General features: G+C 67.9%; 12 protein-coding genes and 1 pseudogene. 9 read left to right on the forward strand and 4 right to left on the reverse strand.

Features of this window, described 5'->3' with window-relative positions; translation table 11 throughout:
* Positions 1-79: 79 nt before the first annotated feature.
* Positions 80-6733, reverse strand: coding sequence for an RHS repeat-associated core domain-containing protein (locus ABTY15_RS12155; RefSeq protein WP_350580573.1), 6654 nt, complete (start codon positions 6731-6733; stop codon positions 80-82).
* Positions 6734-7402: 669 nt separating this feature from the next.
* On the opposite strand from ABTY15_RS12155, the gene ABTY15_RS12160 reads away from it, so the two are divergent.
* Positions 7403-11746, forward strand: a complete 4344-nt coding sequence (locus ABTY15_RS12160; RefSeq protein ID WP_350580577.1) for a LamG-like jellyroll fold domain-containing protein — start codon at positions 7403-7405, stop codon at positions 11744-11746.
* 1035 nt (positions 11747-12781) lie between these two features.
* Here the strand turns inward: ABTY15_RS12160 and ABTY15_RS12165 are convergent.
* Positions 12782-13672: an alpha/beta fold hydrolase gene (locus ABTY15_RS12165; RefSeq protein WP_350580579.1), complete on the reverse strand. Its 891-nt coding sequence runs from the start codon at positions 13670-13672 to the stop codon at positions 12782-12784.
* 57 nt (positions 13673-13729) lie between these two features.
* On the opposite strand from ABTY15_RS12165, the gene ABTY15_RS12170 reads away from it, so the two are divergent.
* The 7 genes and pseudogenes from ABTY15_RS12170 to ABTY15_RS12200 form a co-directional block, all read left to right on the forward strand.
* Complete coding sequence (locus ABTY15_RS12170) at positions 13730-14338, forward strand: TetR/AcrR family transcriptional regulator (protein ID WP_350580581.1); 609 nt, start codon at positions 13730-13732, stop codon at positions 14336-14338.
* A gap of 82 nt (positions 14339-14420) precedes the next feature.
* Positions 14421-14990, forward strand: a complete 570-nt coding sequence (locus tag ABTY15_RS12175; RefSeq protein ID WP_350580584.1) for a GNAT family N-acetyltransferase — start codon at positions 14421-14423, stop codon at positions 14988-14990.
* A gap of 106 nt (positions 14991-15096) precedes the next feature.
* Positions 15097-15384: a hypothetical protein gene (locus ABTY15_RS12180; RefSeq protein WP_350580589.1), complete on the forward strand. Its 288-nt coding sequence runs from the start codon at positions 15097-15099 to the stop codon at positions 15382-15384.
* Complete coding sequence (locus tag ABTY15_RS12185; protein ID WP_350580593.1) at positions 15381-15971, forward strand: hypothetical protein; 591 nt, start codon at positions 15381-15383, stop codon at positions 15969-15971. The genes ABTY15_RS12180 and ABTY15_RS12185 overlap by 4 nt, the downstream gene beginning before the upstream one ends.
* A gap of 129 nt (positions 15972-16100) precedes the next feature.
* A complete protein-coding gene (locus ABTY15_RS12190) occupies positions 16101-16496 on the forward strand; it encodes a hypothetical protein (RefSeq protein WP_350580596.1) in 396 nt (131 codons plus the stop codon).
* A 116-nt stretch (positions 16497-16612) separates the two neighbouring features.
* Positions 16613-17023 carry a hypothetical protein gene (locus ABTY15_RS12195; protein ID WP_350580599.1) on the forward strand — a complete coding sequence of 137 codons (411 nt, stop codon included), beginning with the start codon at positions 16613-16615 and terminating at the stop codon, positions 17021-17023.
* A gap of 143 nt (positions 17024-17166) precedes the next feature.
* A pseudogene (locus ABTY15_RS12200) lies at positions 17167-17232 on the forward strand (NUDIX hydrolase); the annotation flags it as partial.
* A 26-nt stretch (positions 17233-17258) separates the two neighbouring features.
* Here ABTY15_RS12200 and ABTY15_RS12205 read toward each other — a convergent pair.
* A complete protein-coding gene (locus ABTY15_RS12205) occupies positions 17259-17468 on the reverse strand; it encodes a DUF397 domain-containing protein (RefSeq protein ID WP_350580602.1) in 210 nt (69 codons plus the stop codon).
* Position 17469: 1 nt separating this feature from the next.
* A complete protein-coding gene (locus ABTY15_RS12210) occupies positions 17470-18321 on the reverse strand; it encodes a helix-turn-helix domain-containing protein (protein WP_350580605.1) in 852 nt (283 codons plus the stop codon).
* A 188-nt stretch (positions 18322-18509) separates the two neighbouring features.
* On the opposite strand from ABTY15_RS12210, the gene ABTY15_RS12215 reads away from it, so the two are divergent.
* Positions 18510-18863 (forward strand): hypothetical protein, encoded by a 354-nt coding sequence (locus tag ABTY15_RS12215; protein ID WP_350580609.1) that lies wholly within the window; start codon positions 18510-18512, stop codon positions 18861-18863.
* Positions 18864-18915 lie beyond the last annotated feature (52 nt).

Raw genomic sequence — 18915 nt, forward strand, 5'->3', positions numbered from 1 at the left:
CTGGGCCCGTGATCCTACAGAGGCGGCTTCCCCCTGTTGCATCAAGCCGCCACGCCCCCAACCCGGCGAACGTATGCGGTCAGAGCACTAGGTCGGCGAGATGGTCATCCTGTTGGGCGCGAGCATGGTAGGCCTCGTGCGCGTCCGCCCAGTTCCAGGCCTCCTCCTCACCCAGCTTGTACGTCAGTAGCGCCTGCCAGACCGTGTGCCGGAAAGCATTTGTCTGGGGCGTCTCGCCCTGGCCGTAGGGGTAGTTCGGCCCCCTCGGCCCACCCGGGTAGTTGGCTTCCGTGAGTTCAACCGCTTTTTCCTTGATGTCGTACGCATCCCAGCAGTCGGTGGGATGATTGCCGCAGTAGGCCATCTCCGTCTTGCTCGCTGGCTCGGAGGACTTCCGGTCATATGGGTGGAGGCCATCCTTGTCCCACTTGAACGGGTAGCTGGTCTTAGCGCGGTATTCGCGGCCCGCTCGGAGACCGTTCTGACGCCTCATCTCCGTTCGCTCCTCCTCGAAGCCTGGATCGCTCCAAACGAGGCGCTTGTATGCGGAGTCGTCAACCCTCTCCGCCGTCGTCTCCTCGTAGTTCTTCATGGTGATGGTGCCCGCCGGGCCGCACTTGTAGAGCGTTCCGCATTCCTCGGATTTGAGGCCGTTGGGGTCGGAGCGGTTGACCGGGTTGTTGTTGCTGTAGGCGTAGGCGTTCCACTGGAGCGGGTCCCGGGCGTCCAGGATTGGGTCCGCGCTGAGGAAGCGGCCGGTGGTGGGTTGGTATTGGCGGGCGCCGAGGTTGGTGAAGCCGGTGAGGTCGTCCTTGAGGCCGGTGACGAAGCCCTTGTCGCCGGCCCAGGGGGTGGTGTTGGAGCCGGGGCCGCGGGGGGTGCCGAAGGGGTCGAGGGTGCGGCGGGATTCGGTGAGTGTGGTGCGGTCGATGGAGAGGCTGTTGGTGCCGTGGTGGTCGGAGAACTGGTAGGTGAGTTTGGTCGGGCCTTGGCGGACCAGGGTGATGCCGCCGGGGATGTTGTAGTAGCGGGTGCCGGTGCTGGTCTTGGTGCCGGTGTCGTAGCTGAGTTCGTCGCCGCCGAGGTTGACCGTGACCTTGCCGGGGTTGCGGCGGATGAGCTGGTTGCCGTCGGCGTCGTAGACGTAGCTGGTGGTGGCGCCGCCTTGGGTGAGGGTGGCGAGCTTGCCTTCGACGTCCCAGGTGAGGGTGGCGGAGTTGGCGGCGTCGACGGCGTTCCAGGTGGAGGTGGACCACTTGGACTTCCAGCCGGGTGCGTAGACGATGAACTTGCCGTCGTCCTGGACGGTCGCGAAGTAGCCGCTGGCGCTGCCGACGTAGGTCTGCGAGGACCAGAGTGCGACTCGCTGCGGGTCGTAGACCACGAAGTTGCCGTCGTCCTGCATGGTGGCCCAGGCGCCCGGGTGGTTCTGGGTGTTGGTCGACCAGGTGACCTGGCCGGTGCGCAGGGAGCTGAGCACCAGGTTGCCGTCGGCCTGCATGGTGAGCTGGGCGCCGTTGGAGCGCACGGACTCACCGGACTTGAGTGTGTATCCGGCGTTGAGGATCTTGATGCCGTTGGGGTTGTTGATCTTCGTGGTGTTGCCAGCCGCGTCGTACTCGTCAGTGCCCTGCGCCGCGGCGCTCCAGCCGTAGGTGTACTTGCCGGTGGCCAGGGCGTGCGGACCGCCGGTGCCGCCGCCCGTGGCGGCCGCGGTGGTCGGCGTGTTGCGGGTGCCGGGGGCCGGGAAGGTTTGGTCGATCCTCAGGTCCTTGCCCGTGTTGCCGGCCGGGTCGTGGTTGATCAGCTTCGTACGGTTGCCGGTCAGGTCGTAGGTGTACTCCTGCCAGTAGGCGGCGCTGCCGCCGACCGTGGTCTTGGCCGGCGCGACCGCCCCGCTGGTGGGCGTGGCGTTGGCACAGGCGCCCTGCCCCGCGAGGGAGGGCGTCGGCTGGTTGAGCCGGCCGGTGTCGCTCCACGCAGTGGTGAGGCGGCCCAGGTAGTCGTAGCTGAAGCACTGCAGGTCGGTCGAGGCCGGGGTGTTGTCCGGGATCGTCCTGATCGCGGTGATCTGGCCGGCCTGGTTGTAGGCGTAGGTGGTGTTCTGGACGGTTCCGGTGGTGGCCGTCTGCTTGTCGACGTACTGCGTCAGCAGGCGGCCGGTGGACTCGTCATAGGTATTGGTGGTGACGATCTGCCAGCCGAACGGGTTCACGGTGGAGCGGATGTTGCGCCCGTAGGCGTCCCAGTCGGACTGACGGAGGTAGGTGTCGCCGGCGCCGCCCATGTTGTACAGCAGGCCGTAGACCTCGTACTTGTAGCCGATCCCCTCGTCGGCGAGGTCTCCGGCTGCCGCGCGGTACTCGGTGGTCATCGCTCCGGTGATCGGGTCGTAGACGGCCTCGTACTCGAAGGTCGTCTGCCCGGTCTTGCCGATCTCGCTACCGGGGATCGACACGATGGTCTTCGTCGGCCGGTAGGCGGTGTCCATGGCGGTCACGGCCTTGGTGTAGCTCGCACCTGCCGCACCGCCGACGTACCGGGTGGAGCTGGCAGCCTGGCCCTTCGCCACTGTGTCGTAGGTGTAGCCGGTGAGCTGGTTGGCGGGGGCGACGGTGCCGTTGTACGTGCCGGTCTTGCGGCCCAGCAGGTCGTAGGTGAACACCACGCTCTGGTTGCGTGCGTCGGTGCTGGTGGCCAGTCGGCCGGCGCCGTCGTAGGTCCGCGTCGACACGCCCGTGTCCGGGTCGTCGGCTCGGACCTGGCGGCCGCGCTGGTCGTACTGGTAGCTCCAGGAGTTGCCGACGGCGTCCGTCCGCGTGGCGGCCTGGCCGCCCGGCGTGTAGGTGTACGTGGTGACGTCCGCGTCGGCCTGCTTGCCGGTGGCGTCGGGCGTGCGGTACTGCCACAGCTGGGCGGTACGGCCGCGCGCGTCGGTGACGGTGCTGGTCGCGGTGGCTCCGGCGGGCGGGGTCACGTCGACCCGGTCGGCGCCGGGGTAGGAGGTGGTGGTGGTGTTCTGCGGCACGCCGAGGGCGGTGAACTGCGTGCTCGTCGGCCGGCCCATACCGTCGAAGACGGTGTAGGTCTGGCTGGGGACCAGCGCGGGGGTGGCGTTGAAGCGGACCGTGTTCGGACCTGAGGTGTCGTCGTAGTGCGTGTTGAAGGCCCGGTTGACGCGGCCCTGCGAGTCGTAGAACGTGTCGGTGACCAGCCGGCCGTGGTAGGCCGAGATGGCCGGGTCGGACTGGGTCTGGACCGTTCGGCCGAGGCCGTCCGCGATCTGCGTCGAGACGGCGTAGCTCTCGTTCGACCTCAGCGTGCGGCTGGTGATGGCCGACGGCCTGGCCGTGCCGTTGACCTCGTAGTCGAAGGTGTAGTTGGCGCTTGAGGTGGTGGCCCGGCCAGGTGTCCAGACCGCCTTCAACCGGCCGAGCGCGTCGTAGCTCTGCGTGGTGGTGCGGGAGTTCGGGTCGGTGGTGGTGACCGGCAGGGCGCGGGCCGGGTTCAGCGAAACAGTGGTGTTGCGCTTGGCGCCAGCGTCGGGCGCGCCCGCCGGAGCCGGGGTACCGGTCACGGTCTGGTTGGGCAGCTCACCCGGGTTGGCCGAGCCGTAGCTGGTGATCACCGTGGCGCCGTTCGGGTTGGCGCTGTCGGTGGACGTCAGGTCGGTGACCGTGGCCGCGCGGCCGTACGCATCGTACGTACTCGCGCCGGTGGTCACGAACTGGGCGACGCCGGAGCCGTCGTAGCGGTCCAGCGTCTGCGCGCCGGTGGCCTCGCCCTTGGCGCCCGCACTGCCGAACGCCGCACCGTCGTAGAGCGTGCGGGCGCCGGAGACAGTGTTGTCCGCGGTGGCCGTCGAGGTGCAGGCGTTGCTGCCGGAGACCGTCAGGACCTCCGACAGCAGCCCGGTCATCTGCGGGTTGGTGCCGGTGGCGTAGGCGTTCCGGGCACAGATGTCGGGTATGCCGTCGGCGGTGCTGAGTTTGGTCGTGACCCGGTTGCCATTCGCGGGGTCGGTCGTGGTCACCGTCGACGTCGTGCGGGTACCGGTTGTGGTCTTCGCCGTGCCAACGGTGGTGAAGCTGGTGGCCGTGTACCGGGCGACCAGGTCCGGCAGGCCGTTGCGCTTGTGGGTGGCCGTGGTGACCGGGCCGCTGCTGGTGTTGACGGTGGACGTCTCGGGGGCGGATGCGTCCGCGTCGGCGTAGACGTCACTCTCCAGCACGCGGCCGGAGAGCCAGTCGGAGTCGGTCTTGGCGCCGCTGGTCGGGCCGGAGACGGTCACCGAGCGCGTGGAGCCGTCGGCCTTGAGGTCCCCGTCCATCCCCTGGTGGTAGCTGCTCGACGTCTTGGACTTGACGCCGTCCTTACCCGAGCCGGTCACCGCGGTCACGTTGGCGTAGCCACGGAACTGGTCCCAGGTACGGGCCTTCTCGTCCACCAGCGGGCCGTCGTTGCGGTGCCACGCGGCGTCGCCGTACTCGTACGAGGTCACCTTGGTGGGCGCGCCCGCGATGAGGTTGGAGTTCGGGTCGACGGTCACCGACGCGACCGGGTAACGGAGGAACCAGTCGTCCACCATCGCCGCCACGCCCGTGTCGTACCACTTCACGTTGTAGCAGCTCATGGTGTTGCTGTCCGGCGCGGCCGGCATCTTACCCGTGGTGCGCATGCACGAGTCGCGGTAGTAGTCGACGGCGATCGTGCCGCCGGTCTCAAGGGTGATCAGTTCGATGCGCGGCCGGTTGTAGCTCGGCCGGGCCGGGACGAGGCCGTCCACCCGGTTGGGCAGCATCAGGTCGGCGAAGGTGACCTCCGGCAGGGCCTGCTCGGTCTGCCCGTTGAAGGTGTCCTTGCCGATCCGCTTGACCGTCTGCAGCCACGGGATCTGGGTGTTCTCACCGGAGTTGGCCGGCGTCTTGAAGACGTGCGTGAGCTCGTAGCGGTCCACCGGGCGGTACGAGCCGCCGGAACGGATCGACGTGGTGATGGTGTTCAGCCACTTCGTCGACCAGTAGCTCGGGCCGTTGCTGGAGCAGGTGCCCTGCTGGGCGCACTGCTTGTCGAGCGGCACGTCGGGCCAGTTGGCCGCGTTGGCCGAGGTGCGCTGCGCGGGGTCGCACGCGGCGGCTCCCGAGACGCAGCGCTCGCCCGTCTCGAAATCGATCTTCGCGGCGGGCTGGTAGGTCCCGTTCGCACCGAGCTGGTCGGAGAGGAGCTGGCCGTAGCCGATGGAGGCGAGCGTGCCACCGCGGGTGTACTCGGTGTTCACGCCGCTGCCCCGGTTCTGGCCGCCGCCGCGCGCGTACCAGTTGGTCTCCGGTGCGTAGGTGTAGGTGGTGAGGTTGCCGTGGACGTCGACGACGTAGTCGAGGTTCCAGCGCCACGCGCTCTGGCACCAGGAGCCGTTGCCCTTGGCCGCGTCGTAGCAGGGGTCGCCCGAGGCGGGCGAGTACACCGGTACCGTCCACGCCGACTTGCTCTCGGGTCCGGTGCTGGTCGGCGTGCCGGAGGCGGACGGGATGTGGTTGAGCCCGAAGTAGTAGACGGTGCCGGAGGTGTCGGTGACCTTGAGGTACGAGCCGTTCCAGGTGCCGTTGGCGGCGCCGGTGAGGTACTCGACCTTGGTGCCGTCGTCGCTCTTCAGCCGCCAGGTGCACCTGGACTGCTCGTCCTGGGCGGTGCCGCCCACGCAGGACCGGTCGTCGGGTACCAGCTCACCGGCGTGCCCGCCTAGGGAGAGGGTGAGGTTGGCGCCACCCCAGCACTGGTCGGCGGAGCCGGGGATCCCCGCCTTGTCGCACGCGGCGTACGAGCGCTCGACGAAGCCCGCGCTGAGGTCCCAGCCGTCGCCGATCCAGGAGGCCTGCGAGTTCGTCGACGAGGTCTTGCCGTCGACCGAGGCGGAGTCGTAGCCGAGCGCCACTTGCGGCGGTGTGCCGCCGAGATTCGGCGGGGACTGGATGGAGTAGCTGTAGGTGAACGACCCGGACGAACTGCCGGCAGTCCACGACTGGCTGGACGAGAGCGGGGTTGCGCTGTAGGTGCCGAGACCGCTCGACGGCGTGCCTTCCGCCGCCAGGACCATCGGCGCCGACGCACCGGCCCCGACGGACGGGGCCTCGGACGGTGCGAGGTCGGCGGATTTCGCCTCGGCGTGACGGTCTGGCGTCAGAGCGCCGCCCACCGCGGGGAGATCGACGTCGGCGACGAGCTTCTTCGCCCGCGCGTCGTAGTGCGAGGGAACCGGCGTGCGGGTCAGGCAGCCCGCCACCTCGGGGGTGGTCAACGAACAGGCCGGCAGCGCGACGAGCCGCGCCCGCTCGGCGAAATCGCCGCCGAAGCCGACAGCGGAGAGGTCCAGTCCCACGCGGACCCTGGCCGGGTCGGCCTGCTCGGTGCGCGACAGTGAGATCAGGGCGCCCTGAACACCGGCCGCAGCTTTGGCCTTGGCGTCCGCGACGCTCACCTTGACGGGAGGGCTGATCGGGGCGCCGTCCGCACCTGCCGGGGCGCCGGAAGCCGAAGGCTTGGCCGCAGCGTCCGGGGCGACCGGGGCCAGCCACACCGGCAGTTCGCCGGCACGCTTCGACGCGCCGGCGGCGGGCTCCTGGACCTCCGTGCCGTCGGCGCCCTTGCGGGCCGCCTTCGTACCGGCCGTCGGCGCCGCGTCCAGCAGCGCGACCGCCGAGCCGGTCGGCACCTGCGGAGCGCTCTTCGACGGCACCCAGTTCGGCGAACCCGTTTTCGGCGGTGCCGACCTGGGCTTCTCGTTCGTGCCGGGAACCGACGCCGTCTTCGGCAAGGGCGTACCCGGCGGCGACCAGATCTTGTCCTTGTCCTTGTCGGCCAAGGGCGCGGCCAGGGCCGGAGCGGCCGGAGCAACGAGTGCCCCCAGGAGAACAAGTGCGCTCACGACGGCAACACGTGATCTCCTCACCCCCGGCGGAGGAGCCCCCCTCCCCGCTAGCCAGGTCATTCGAACACGACGGTCTGACACCACTACCCCCCATAGGTAACCACGCCTCAACTTGAGCGTGGACGGATGACTGTGGCGGAGAGTAAGGGATCAAACACCATCCGGTCGAGGAGTTACATCATGTGAACGGATAGTGATTCATGTCACTGGAGAGCCAAAGTGGTTCGCTTACCCCCAATCCGGACAGTCGAACACTTAATCGAGTTGACCGATGGTTTGCCACTGCGGGAGCTTGCTGGCGACTCCTGCCCATGACCTTCACATCGGCTCACGGGGCCAGGCGCGATCACACCACTTTCGAGGGGGGAACCTCACCACATGCCTGTCGCTCCGCCCGGGGCTCGCTCCGGCGAACGCCATCGTTCGCGATTCCCGTCACCGCGCGCATCCGCCGCAGCCGTCGGACTCGTCCTGGCCATGACCTCCATAGCGCCCGCCGCGTTCGCAGGCACCACGGCCGCCCCGCCCACCACCTCGCCCGGAACGCTTCCTCCCGACCTGACAGCCGCCATGGCCGCCGCCGACGCCAGGCAGGTCAAGGAGAAGCCCGCGGTCGCGGCTGCCGACAAGGCGATCGCTGAGGCCAAGGCCACCGGCAAGTCCGTTCCGGTACCGGCCCTGACGGACGAGTACAGCGAGACGGTGGCCACCCCCGAGGGTCACCTCTCCCGCACCCAGCACCCCGAGCAGCAGCGCCTGAAGCAGCCCGACGGCAGCTGGGCCGCACTGGACGCCAGGCTCGTCGCCGATCCGGCCGGTGGCTACCGGCCCAAGGCCTCCGCCTCCGGGGTCCGTCTCTCGGGCGGCGGCACCGGCCCGCTCGGCACCCTGACGAGTCCCGACGGCGAAACGCTCGCCATCGACTCGCCGTTCCCACTCACCAAGCCGTCCGTCGACGAGGACGGCGACGGCCTGGTCTACCCCGACGTCGCTCCGGGCGTGGACCTCAAGGTCACCGCCGACAAGTTCGGCGGCCTCAGCACCGTCCTGATCGTCAAGACCGCCGAAGCCGCCAAGAACCCGAGCCTCAAGAAGATCCGTTTCGGCACCAGCGCCAAGGGCGTCACGGTGAAGGCCGACGCCGCCAGCAACCTCACCGCCAGCACCAAGGACGGCGCCGTCCGCTGGCACGCCCCGGCACCTCAGATGTGGGACAGCTCCGGCAGCGCGCCGACGCCGACGCCGGCGCCGAAGGTGGCGCTGGCCGCGCCGGCCCAGCAGACCGACGACGACGCCACCGCCACGCCGCAGAAGTCCGCCCGCAGGAGCACCGCTGACGGGCCGGGCGCCACCGCCAATGTCGCCACCATGCATGCCACCGCGTCCGACAGCGCCGTCGAACTGACCACCGACGAGTCCGTCCTCGGCAAGGGCCAGGGCCCCTGGTTCATCGACCCCGGATGGATCTACGACTCCCGCAGCGGCAACGCCTGGACCTGGACCCAGCAGGCCTACTCGTCCACGGCGAACTTCGGGAGGACCACCGCCTCCGGCGACCAGTACGCCCGCCCCGGCATCGGGTACCAGGGCTACCAGGTCAAGAAGGGCATCGAGCGCTCCTACTACCAGATCGACACCCAGGGCTTCGCCGGCACGGTCATCAACAAGGCCACCATGTCGGTCTGGGAGTACGAGTCCTCGGACTTCTCCTGCACCACCACCTACCCGGTGGACCTCTACTTCACCGGACCGATCGACAACCAGACCACCTGGGACAACCCGCCCGTCGTGGTGGGTGACCGGATCGGCCGCGACGACGTCGCCGGCTCCGGCGGGCAAGGCTGCTACGACAACCGCGAGTTCAAGTACGACGTGACGGCGGTCTACCGGGACCGCGCCGCCACCCACGCGAACCTTACCTTCGGTGTGTTCGGCGGCAACGAGGTCGACCGGATGGCGTTCAAACGCCTGACGTACAACCCCGCCGTCGTCGTCGAGTACGACCGCGCCCCCGACACCCCGACCAACACCTACGTCTGGCCGCCACCGGGCACGGCGTCACCCTGGGCCGAGGCCCAGGGCTGCGACGGATCCTCGATCGGCTGGCTCAGCGCGGGCACCAACTTCAACGGCGCCGTGACCCTCAACGCGACCGTGCACAGCCCGGTCCAGAACTCCCTCTACTCCTGGTCGAAGATCTGGGACTACAGCCTCCCGGGCGTCCCGGTCGTCGACTCCGGCCAGTCGGGTGAGGTGGGCAACGGCGGCAACGCGGCCTTCCAGGTCCGGTCCGACGTGATCAAGGACGGCCACGTCTACGGCTGGGGTTCTGTCGCGACGGACAACTACACCTCCTCCGGGTTCGCCCCCGCATGCCGGTTCGGTGTCGACCTGACGCCCCCGAGCGTCACCGTCCCCGACGTGTACACCACGCTTCCCGAGGCCTCCCTCGCCGATCACTTCCCGCCGTCCGGCAACGGCCAGGTGACCAGGAAGAAGTCCTGGGAGTGGGGCATCGTCCCGTTCACCGCCACCGACACCGCCCCGAACGGCGGCACCGCCTCCGGTGTCATGTGTGCCCGCTGGTCCTGGGACCCGCAGCTCTCCGGTGCCCAGTGGCAGTGCGGATCGTCCCTCCCACAGGGCGGCGTCAGCGTCCTTCCCGGCCGCTGGGGCACCAACATCGTGTACCTACAGGTGATGGACAACGCCCGCAACGTCTCGCCGGTGGCCCAGTACGCGTTCTACGTCCCGTGGAACCCGGACGGCCCGCCGCCGGTCTTCGGCGACGTCACCGGCGACGGCGCGCCCGACCTCGTCACACCCGACCAGGCCGGCGACCTGCGCGCCTACACCGTGGCGGGCAACCCGCTCGCGAAGAGCCCTGCCGTCTCCCTCGTCGCCAAGCGTGAGGACTCGCCCACCGGCCAGGGCTGGGGCAACATCCAGTTCGCCCACCGCGGCACGCTGACCGGTGGCAACAACATCGACGACATCATCGCGCACGCTCCCGGCAGCAAGGACCTGTACCTCTACGGGAACCCGGGCAACACCGGCTACTACGGCCGGGTCGACTCGAAGGCGGTGATCGGAAAGCCGAAATGCGCCACGACCGCCACCGAGGACTGCTCGTGGCTCACCACGGCCGGTTACAACGCCGTCGACTGGTCCAATACCCTTCGCGTGGCCGCGCTCGGCGACCCGGTCAACACCGACCTCGACTACCGGCTGCAGTTCAAGAACAAGACTGGTCTGCTCACCATCGAGAGCACCAACAACGGCACCGACGCGGCCCTTTGGTACTACCCGGCGACCTCCAGCAACACCCTGGGCAAGCCCATCCAGCTGGCTCCCTCCGGGTGGAAGGACAAGGAGCTGATCACCCCCGGGGACTGGGCCAAGCAGGGTCACCCCGGTCTGTGGACGCGCAACCTCGAATCGGCCGCGGACGGCGGGAAGGGCGCCCTCCTCGCCTACACCTTCAGCACCGGCACCGTACCGTCCACCGACGGCAACGGAAGGCCCGTCAAGGACAGCAGCGGGAACGTCCTGACCTCCCCCACGCTGACCCAGATCTCCAGCCCGATCACCATCGGCTCCGTCCCCCCGGAGACCTGGCCGGTCCTCGGCTCCGACGGCGACCTCACCGGCAACGGCGCGCCCGGACTCTGGGGCAGGCGAGGCAACGGCCAGATCGACATCTGGTGGGGAGCCACCACCAACCCCGGCAGCCCCAACGCCGCCTTCACCTGGCAGGCCGGGCCGACCCCGGCAGCGGACACCTCCGTGAACCCGCTCTGGTGGGCGCTCGACGGCACCACCGCCGTCGACAGCAACGCCTCCAACGCGCTCTACCCGAACGCGTTCACCCGCACCACCGACCACAACGGTGCAGCGGGCAAGGCCACCGTCCTGGACGGCAACACCCTCTACCGCACGACCAACCCGGCCGACATCGACACCACGCAGAGCTACACCGTCGCAGCCTGGGTCAAGATCAACAACACCAACGGCTACCAGACGGCCGTCTCCCTGGCCGGCAACGAGCGCAGCCCGTTCTACCTGCAGTACAGCGCCGCGTACGGCAGGTGGGCCTTCAATCTGTCCTCGTCGGACCAGATCCACCCGAGCGCCTACTACGCGGCCGTGGACAACGAACAGCCGCAGATCGGCGCCTGGACCCACCTCGTCGGCACCTTCGACAAGGACACCCAGATCGCCACGCTGTACGTCAACGGCCGGGCGGCAGGAGCCACGAAGGTCATGGCGAGTTGGAAGGCGACCGGCAGCCTGAACGTCGGCGGCGAGACCACCACCCGCTACCCCGGACCCGACAGCCGGCTCAACGGCGCGGTCAGCGACGTCCGCGTCTACCCGTACGCGTTCACCGACCAGCAGGCCAACACCCTCGCGACGGCCGGCTCCAGCGTCCAGATCCACAGCGTCTACAACACCAACAAGTGCATCGACAACTGGGGCGGGACCATCGGCACCACAGCGGCCCTCTACAACTGCTGGAACGGTGACTCGCAGCACTTCACCCTGACCACCGACAACAAGATCAAGATCGCGGGCACGGACCGCTGCATCACCACCAACGACAAGCCGGCGGGCAACGGAACCAAGGTCTCATTCCAGGCCTGCGCCAACGACGACGCCCAGACCTGGGTCCGCCGCTATGACGGAACGCTCTACAACCCGATCTCCGACAAGTGCCTCGAACTGCCCGGCTGGGCGGACGCCAACGGCACCACGCTGGGGGTCTGGGGCTGTACGGGCAACCCCAACCAGCGCTGGCTCATCCGGGCCCAGGTGGCCTGAGAACCAGCACCGCACGGGTCATTGGGACCCTGCCCGCCGTGGCCTTCCCCAGTTTCTCCTCGGGAAGGCCACGGCCTTTCAGGATGTGTGTGCTCGATAGGCCTTCAAAGCGGCAGGCCCGTAGCGCAGGCGTGCGCGCGGCCCTTGAGTCTGGCAGGTCCGCCGTCAGGCGCGCTGTTGGGGGGAGGGGCGCACTAACCTGCGCATCCGCAACTGCTGGCACGGCGCCAACCAGAAACTCACCTTCGCTGCCGACAGCGCCCCGCTCCACCCAACTGGCCTACTGGCAACCGATCCTGGTCCCCCTCCTCCTCGGCACCGGCCACCACATCCGCGTCGCCCTCGCCACCTACCTCCTCTCCCCCGGCTTCTTCGGCCGCCGCGCCACCACCACCCCCGCCACCTGGACCACCACCCCCCTGGGCGCCCACCCCACCGTCGCCCACCTGGTGCTGCGCCGCTACGACGAGGCCCGCGCCGCGTCCCAGTTGCTCGCCGCCGCCTGAGCATCCGGACTACGCCACCTGCTGCTCCCTTTCCCCCATCAGGATTCCGACCTTCCAGGCCTACGAGTACAGTCGTGCGTACTGCAACCAGCCGTCCAGAAGGGCGAATGCCATGGGAGGTTCCGCGCACGTGATGGTGCCGCCGCTCCTTGCGGCTGCGGTGATCCTGCTCGCGGTCAAGTGGACTCGACGGCGACGGAACGGTAAGCCGCTACCGCTGCTGCCTCGATCGGCTCAGGCCTGGACGGTCGCCTCGACCGTCGTCGTCCTGGTGATGACCTCAGGAGTGCTGGCGGGCCAGCCCTGGGCGGCGATCGTACCCGCCGTCACGCTCGGCGGGCTGGCGGGCGCGTTCGTGGATCTTCGCCACGGCTCCCCTCGCTGACGCTTGCTCGAAGGTGCGGCCCGGATGGCATGACCATCCGGGCCGCACCTTCGCTTCTGGGCCCCGCCCTACGACGGGCATGCACCCGGTCCGCCCGCCGGAGACAGTGGCTTGGTGCAGGGCTCGGCCGGACTACACAGCCTGCTACTCCCGCCCGACATCGTTGATGAAGCTCAACAGCCGTTCGTTGACAAGCTCCGGCTGCTCCAAGTTCAGCCCGTGGCCCGCCCGTTCGAGGATCTCCGCCCGCACCCCCGGAATCAGCGCCGTCACCCGCGCCACCACCTGGCGTGGCCGCAGCAGCGCGCTGCGCCTGCCCACCAGCACCAACGCAGGCAGCCGGATCGACGCCAACTCCTCGTCCGTGAACGGCCGGGCCGGCGGGCGGCTGCCTGGCTTGTAGCTGCGCATGCCGAGCATCAGCGGCGCGATCATCTCGGGCGGTGCGCTCAGCGCCGGGTTGGCGAGCAACCGACCGACCGCCGGGCGCAGCGAGCGCGGGGCCAACATGCCGAACAGGCCGCCGATCATGCTGAGGTAGAAGCGAGCCGGCACCTTCTCGATCCCGCCCGGGTCCAGCGGCGCGACCGAGGCGAGGCGATCGGGCGCGTGGATGGCCTGGTTGAGGGCCAGCCAGCCCCCGTACGAGAGCCCGACCAGGTGCACCCGCTCCAGCCCCAGACCGGCGAGCACCTCCCCCAGCCAGGCCGCGTTCTCCGCCGACCCCGCCGCGACGGCGCGTTGGACGCTACGGCCGGGGTCGTCCAGGGTGTCGACGGCGTACACCGGGTGGCGCTCACCCAGGGCGGCGACCTGCGGGTACCAGTTGGACGGATGCCCGGCGTGACCGTGCAGCAGCACGATCGGCTCACCGGTCGTGGGCCCGTAGTGGTGAACGTGGACGGTGCCGTAAGTCGTCTCGACATCGAGCTCCCGGCGCGGACTCGGCCACAGCCCCATCGCCCGGTCGTACGCCGCCAGGAACCTCGTCCGCGCTTCCTCGCTGACGAAGTGTCCGACGCTGGTCCTGGTCATGATCCCTCCCAGATTTGATGGTACGGTTGTACCACAAAAACATCCGGAAGGAACCCGATGCCGAAGCTGGTGGATCACGAGGAGCGGCGCGCCCACATCATCGACGCCCTGCTCCGCTCGGCGGCGAGCAGCGGCCTGCACTCCGTCACCATGCGCTCCGTGGCGATCGAGGCGGGCGTCTCCGTGCGCCTCGTGCAGTACTACTTCGACACCAAGGAACAGCTGCTCCTCGCCGCCATGACCCGCCTCGCCCTCCGCATGGGAGAGCGCATCCAGCACCGCGTCCGCGCGGCGGGCAGCACCACCGATCCCCGCGGCATCATCGAGGCGGTGCTGGTGGAAGCCGTCCCCACCGACGAGGAGAGCCGCACGTTCCACCTCGTCTACACCGAGTACGCCGTGCTCTCCGTCACCGACCCCGCCCTCGCCGGACAGCCCTTCCTCGCAGCGCCCGACGAGATGGACTCCTTCCTGGTCGCCCAGCTGACCGCCGCCCAACAGGCCGGCGACGCCGACCCCCACCTCGACCCCCGCCAGGAAGCCGTCGTCCTCCTCGCCGTCTCCGCCGGCCTCGGCCTCAGCGTCCTGCTCAACCAGCGCACGGCGGACGAGGCGACCGCCGTCCTGCACTACCACCTCGCCCGCGTCTTCCCCGACCGCACCTGATCGCCCGCCGCGGACCCCGGTGCGCGCCCGCTGCTCCCAAAAGTGCTTTGCGCGTGCGAACGGTCTGTCCGATGATCACAGGATGGACCTCCCACTGCACGTGATCGAGCTCGACGGCGGCCTCACCCTGAGGCGCTTCCGGGGCGAGGCGGACTACCCGGAGTTCCTCCGGCTGATCGAGGAGTCCGCCGAACACGTACGGCCCTGGATGTCCTGGATCGCCGACCACACCCCGGCCGCAGCCGCCGAGTTCGTCGCCACCCGCGACGAAAAATGGGAGCGCGGCGACAGCTACACCTACCTGATCGTCCAGGACGGCCGGATGGTCGGCGCCGCCAGCCTCTACCGGCGCGAGGAATCCGGGCCCGACGTACGCGAGATCGGCTACTGGCTACACCCCGGCGCCACCGGCCGCGGCCTCGTCACCCGGGCCACCCGCGCCATGACCGCCCAGGCCTTCCGACTCCCCGGCGTCGACCACGTCGAGATCTGGCACGACCCCGGCAACCACCGCAGCGCCGCCGTCCCCGCCCGCCTCGGCTTCACCGTCCACCTCCGCCGCCCCGCCGAACGCCTCACCCCGGCCGCCACGGGGGAAGAGCAGATCTGGCGCCTCTCGCGCAGCGCGGAGCCGACCCCGGCGGCCGACTGAGCTTGATCTTCACCCGCGCCGCGCACGGATGAAGACCAAGCTGAGGCGAAGAGGGCGCCAGCAGAGGGCCCCAACTACCCGAGCTGCGCTTGGTTCACCAGTCGGCGTGGACGTCGAAGGCAAGCTCGCCACCCTCACCCAAGGCGGCGCCACCACCAGCTACGTCTACGACGCCGACGGCAACCAGCTGATCCACCGCAACCCCGGCAAGGTCACGGTCAACCTCGGCGGCGGCTGGCTTGTGGGGGTTGATGATCGAGGTGACCACATTACGATGCAGCTTGGTATTGACCTATATGATCACTACGATGCAAACCTCACGCAAGGCCAGTTGCACAATGCCATGGTTGGCCTGACTTCAAATCCTGAAATGCCGATGAAGGATCTGAAGTGAAGCGGTTCATGCCGAAGTCTCGCCTCGGACGCGCCCTTGCGGTTGGGCTGGGAATGATAATCCTCATCGGAGTCTCGCTCTGGAACTTGCCACTCGCTACTCAGTGGCAGCCGCGCGGTCGAGGCGCGGAGCTGCTGCTCCAGGCTCCGCCGACGGCAGTGCCATGGGAGCGAAAGCCAGACAAGGACCCCGGTGCGCCCTACATGCGTGGACTGAAAAGCCGCGTGGAACGATTGTTCCAGCAGGACAATTCAGACCCCTTGACAGGAACATTCATCCAGACGGTCATGGAGTTTGATTCTCCAACATGGGCGTGGCTGGCCTTTCGAGATGGATCTCCGGAAAAACGATACGCCCAGTATGGGGAGATCGGTCAAATCAGGTCGGATGCCAATCCGGAAGCGGATGATCAGCGATACTTCTGCCTCCGCTCGGACGATGGCGGGGGTGATCGACGGTATTCCTGGCTCCGGTACGGCCAGTACTTGGTTGAGATCGAGATCGCTGGCAGGATTTCCGCGGAAACATCCTCCCGCATGTTGGAGCAGTCAGTGACCGAAACTGATGAATCTGTGCGGCGTCTCTGACGGCGAGTGAGGTGCGACATGGATGGAAGGAAGGCCTGAAGGAGGCCAAACGGGACGTACTGGATCCTTGGGAAACCCCCGGAGCGGTACGAGCCGACACAAATGGCGCAATCCTTCAATGGTAGGTAAATGAGCACATTGATGAGGTTGATCTACTGCCACCTCTCCGAACTAGGCGTGGCACGTGCAACACTGGATTCGATTGGACTCACACTTGCGATGGATACGGGCGAGCCATATATGATTGGAGGCGGCTCGTCACTAAACAAGGACGACGATAAGGGCGGCCAAGTAAAGATATTCTCGGGACTTATCGAATCGCTTGAAGGGGAGGCTGGCGACTTGGACTTCACGGTTTTGACCGATGATGGAACTCGTGAAGAGTTCTACTCTCAAGTGCCATCAAGCCTATTCCGCGTTGGTCGACGGGCCGTGGTGAAGTTCGCAGATATTCCATTCAACCCCGAAGGCGCAATGGCTGGAAAGTTCATGCGATCCACTATTGCCATCTACCTGGAGGCCTGAATTTTCGGGTCATGGTTCAGTACTGACAGATAGCTCGCCGGATCGGTGCCCCTCCTTCAAGCAGCGAGGGACACCGCCTCATTGAAGACTGGTATCGGGTGATTAGGTTCTTGAGGTTGGACCGGGGACGCGCTCCGGAAGGGCTGCGGGTCCTGACCGTTTCTCTTGCGTGCACTTTGCCGCTGGCGGCTTCGTGCACGGTGGCGGAGGAGCCTGTCCCGGCTGTCATCGGGGCCTGGAAGACGACCGTAGCTTCGATCCAGTTCCTGGAAGGCGGCAAGCTCGGGGAGGTGAGTCTGCTTCCCGCCATGTGCCGTGGACAGAAGTCATCAACGACGGTGAAATTTACCGGCACGTGGAAGTACGGAAGTCAGGAGGACGCCGGAAGCGGTGCGGTCGTCCAACTGGCCTCCGTTGCGGGCGATCTGAAGTGTGAGAGGTATTTCCAGTACTCCAAGAAGCAGGACGGGGAGTGGCTGACGATGATTGGCGTGGACGCTGATCAAGAGCCATTCGTCCGGCAATAGTCCGCAAGATGTGAAGAACCGGTAGGACTGTCCCGAAGAGCACCCCATCCGACCACCGGATGGGGCGCTCTTCGCTATCCACACGGTTCCAGCCTCTCAAGTGAGAGGCTGGAACCGATGCGTCAACATTACGTAAGGCCGGCATCCACCCCAGCATGCGCCAGCAGATCGGCGACTACCTCGCTGGCACCTACCCCTACCTCGGCTGAGCCGTCAGCGCTGATGAAGGGGCGAATTACCTCGTCAGGTGGTCGAACTCTCCTGCCTTGACGCCGAGGAGGAATGTGCGGAGACCGTCGAGCGATGTGGTGATGACGATGTCGGGGTCATCGCTCTCGCGGAGCTTGATGCTGCCGTCGGAGGCTGCGGCGAGGTAGATGCAGTTGGCGGTGTCGCCGCTGAACGACGACTTCTGCCAGCTCTGAACGGCCATGATTGTTCCCATCTCAAATGCCCTGGGCGATACGGCGGATGAGGTCGCGGGACGCCTCAGGCTTGAGCGCGCTCGCCTCCAGCCGGTCCAACACGGCTCGATACTTGATCAGCTGCGGCTCGGTGTCAATGAAGTCGTACCGGTCCCCGTCGACCTGCACGCTGTCCAACCGTGCGACCTCTGCGGCGAAGTACACGATCCCGGCGCCGGAGCTGGGGTAGCTACCGGTGCCGAACGGGATTACTCGCAGGTCGATGTGAGGGAACTCGCTCATGGTGAGTAGGTATTCCAGCTGATCACGGGCAACCTCTGGACCACCGAAGCCCATGCGCAAGGCGGCCTCATGGACGACGGCCGACAGCGGGCACGGCTGCTCGCCGTACAGCACCGCCTGTCGCTTGATGCGATGAGAAACAAGGTGTTCCACTTCGGGCGGCGACAAGGGTGGGACTACATCCCGGAAGAGCGCGCGAGCGTGCTCAGGGGTCTGGAGAAGACCTGGGATGTGGATCACCGTGGCGATCCGCATCGCTTGCGAATGGTGCTCGACCTCCGCCAGGTCGAGTGCTCCGGCCGGGAGGATCTCGCGGTACTCCTCCCACCAGCCCCGCGTGCGGCCGCCGGTCATGTGGGTCAGCGCCTCGATCAGGGCGTCATCCGTGCAACCGTAGAGACGGGCCAGGGTCCGCACCCGGTCCGCGCTCACCGGATATCCGCCGGATTCGATGTTGCTGATCCGGGACTGCGGGGTGCCGTGCAGTTCACCGGCCCGCGTGACCGACAGCCCTGCCTGCTCTCGCAGCCGACGCAACTCCGTACCGAGTCGCCGCTGCCGGATGCTCGGTGGAGTCTTGCTGGGCGGCATCCGCTGCTCCCTTCCCTCGCTCGCCGTGGCCGGCGCCGTTCACCCTTTGGAGTGGTGGCGCAATGGATTCCCCAATGGCGGTGGACTACATACTACCGACTAGCTACTTTTGATTCTGCGTCAGGTGCGACCGCTGCCTGTGGTGACGGCAGCGCGGCGCCCAACTCCCGTTCACGTAGGAGACTTCCATGACTGCTGCGCCCTCGCCAAACCCCTGCCCGATCACGCCTCAGAAGCCGCCGTCCGGGGCCTTCGACCAGGAGCTGTGCGGGCTGGTGCTCGACACCGCGCCCCGGCTGTTCGCCGTCGTCCAGGTGTGCGACGAAGGCCATGAAGACGCCGATGGGTGGGTCGTGGCCTGGGGGCTCGTCGACAACGACGGCCCGACGTATGTGATCGGCGTGGACGGGCGGGCGCGGATCACGCTCGCGTCGCCGGAGCGGGCCGTGCGTCATTTCGCGAGGCCGCCGGGGGTCACCGTGCGCCTGGTCTGGCTCGCGCAGCCGGGTGCCGCCGTGTTGGACCGGGCCGAAGCCGCCTGAGGGGCACGAGAGGGCCCGCCGCGAGCGCGGCGGGCCCTCAAGAATGCGACGC

This window comes from Kitasatospora sp. NPDC097643, assembly GCF_040302625.1.
Classification (GTDB): Bacteria; Actinomycetota; Actinomycetes; order Streptomycetales; family Streptomycetaceae; genus Kitasatospora.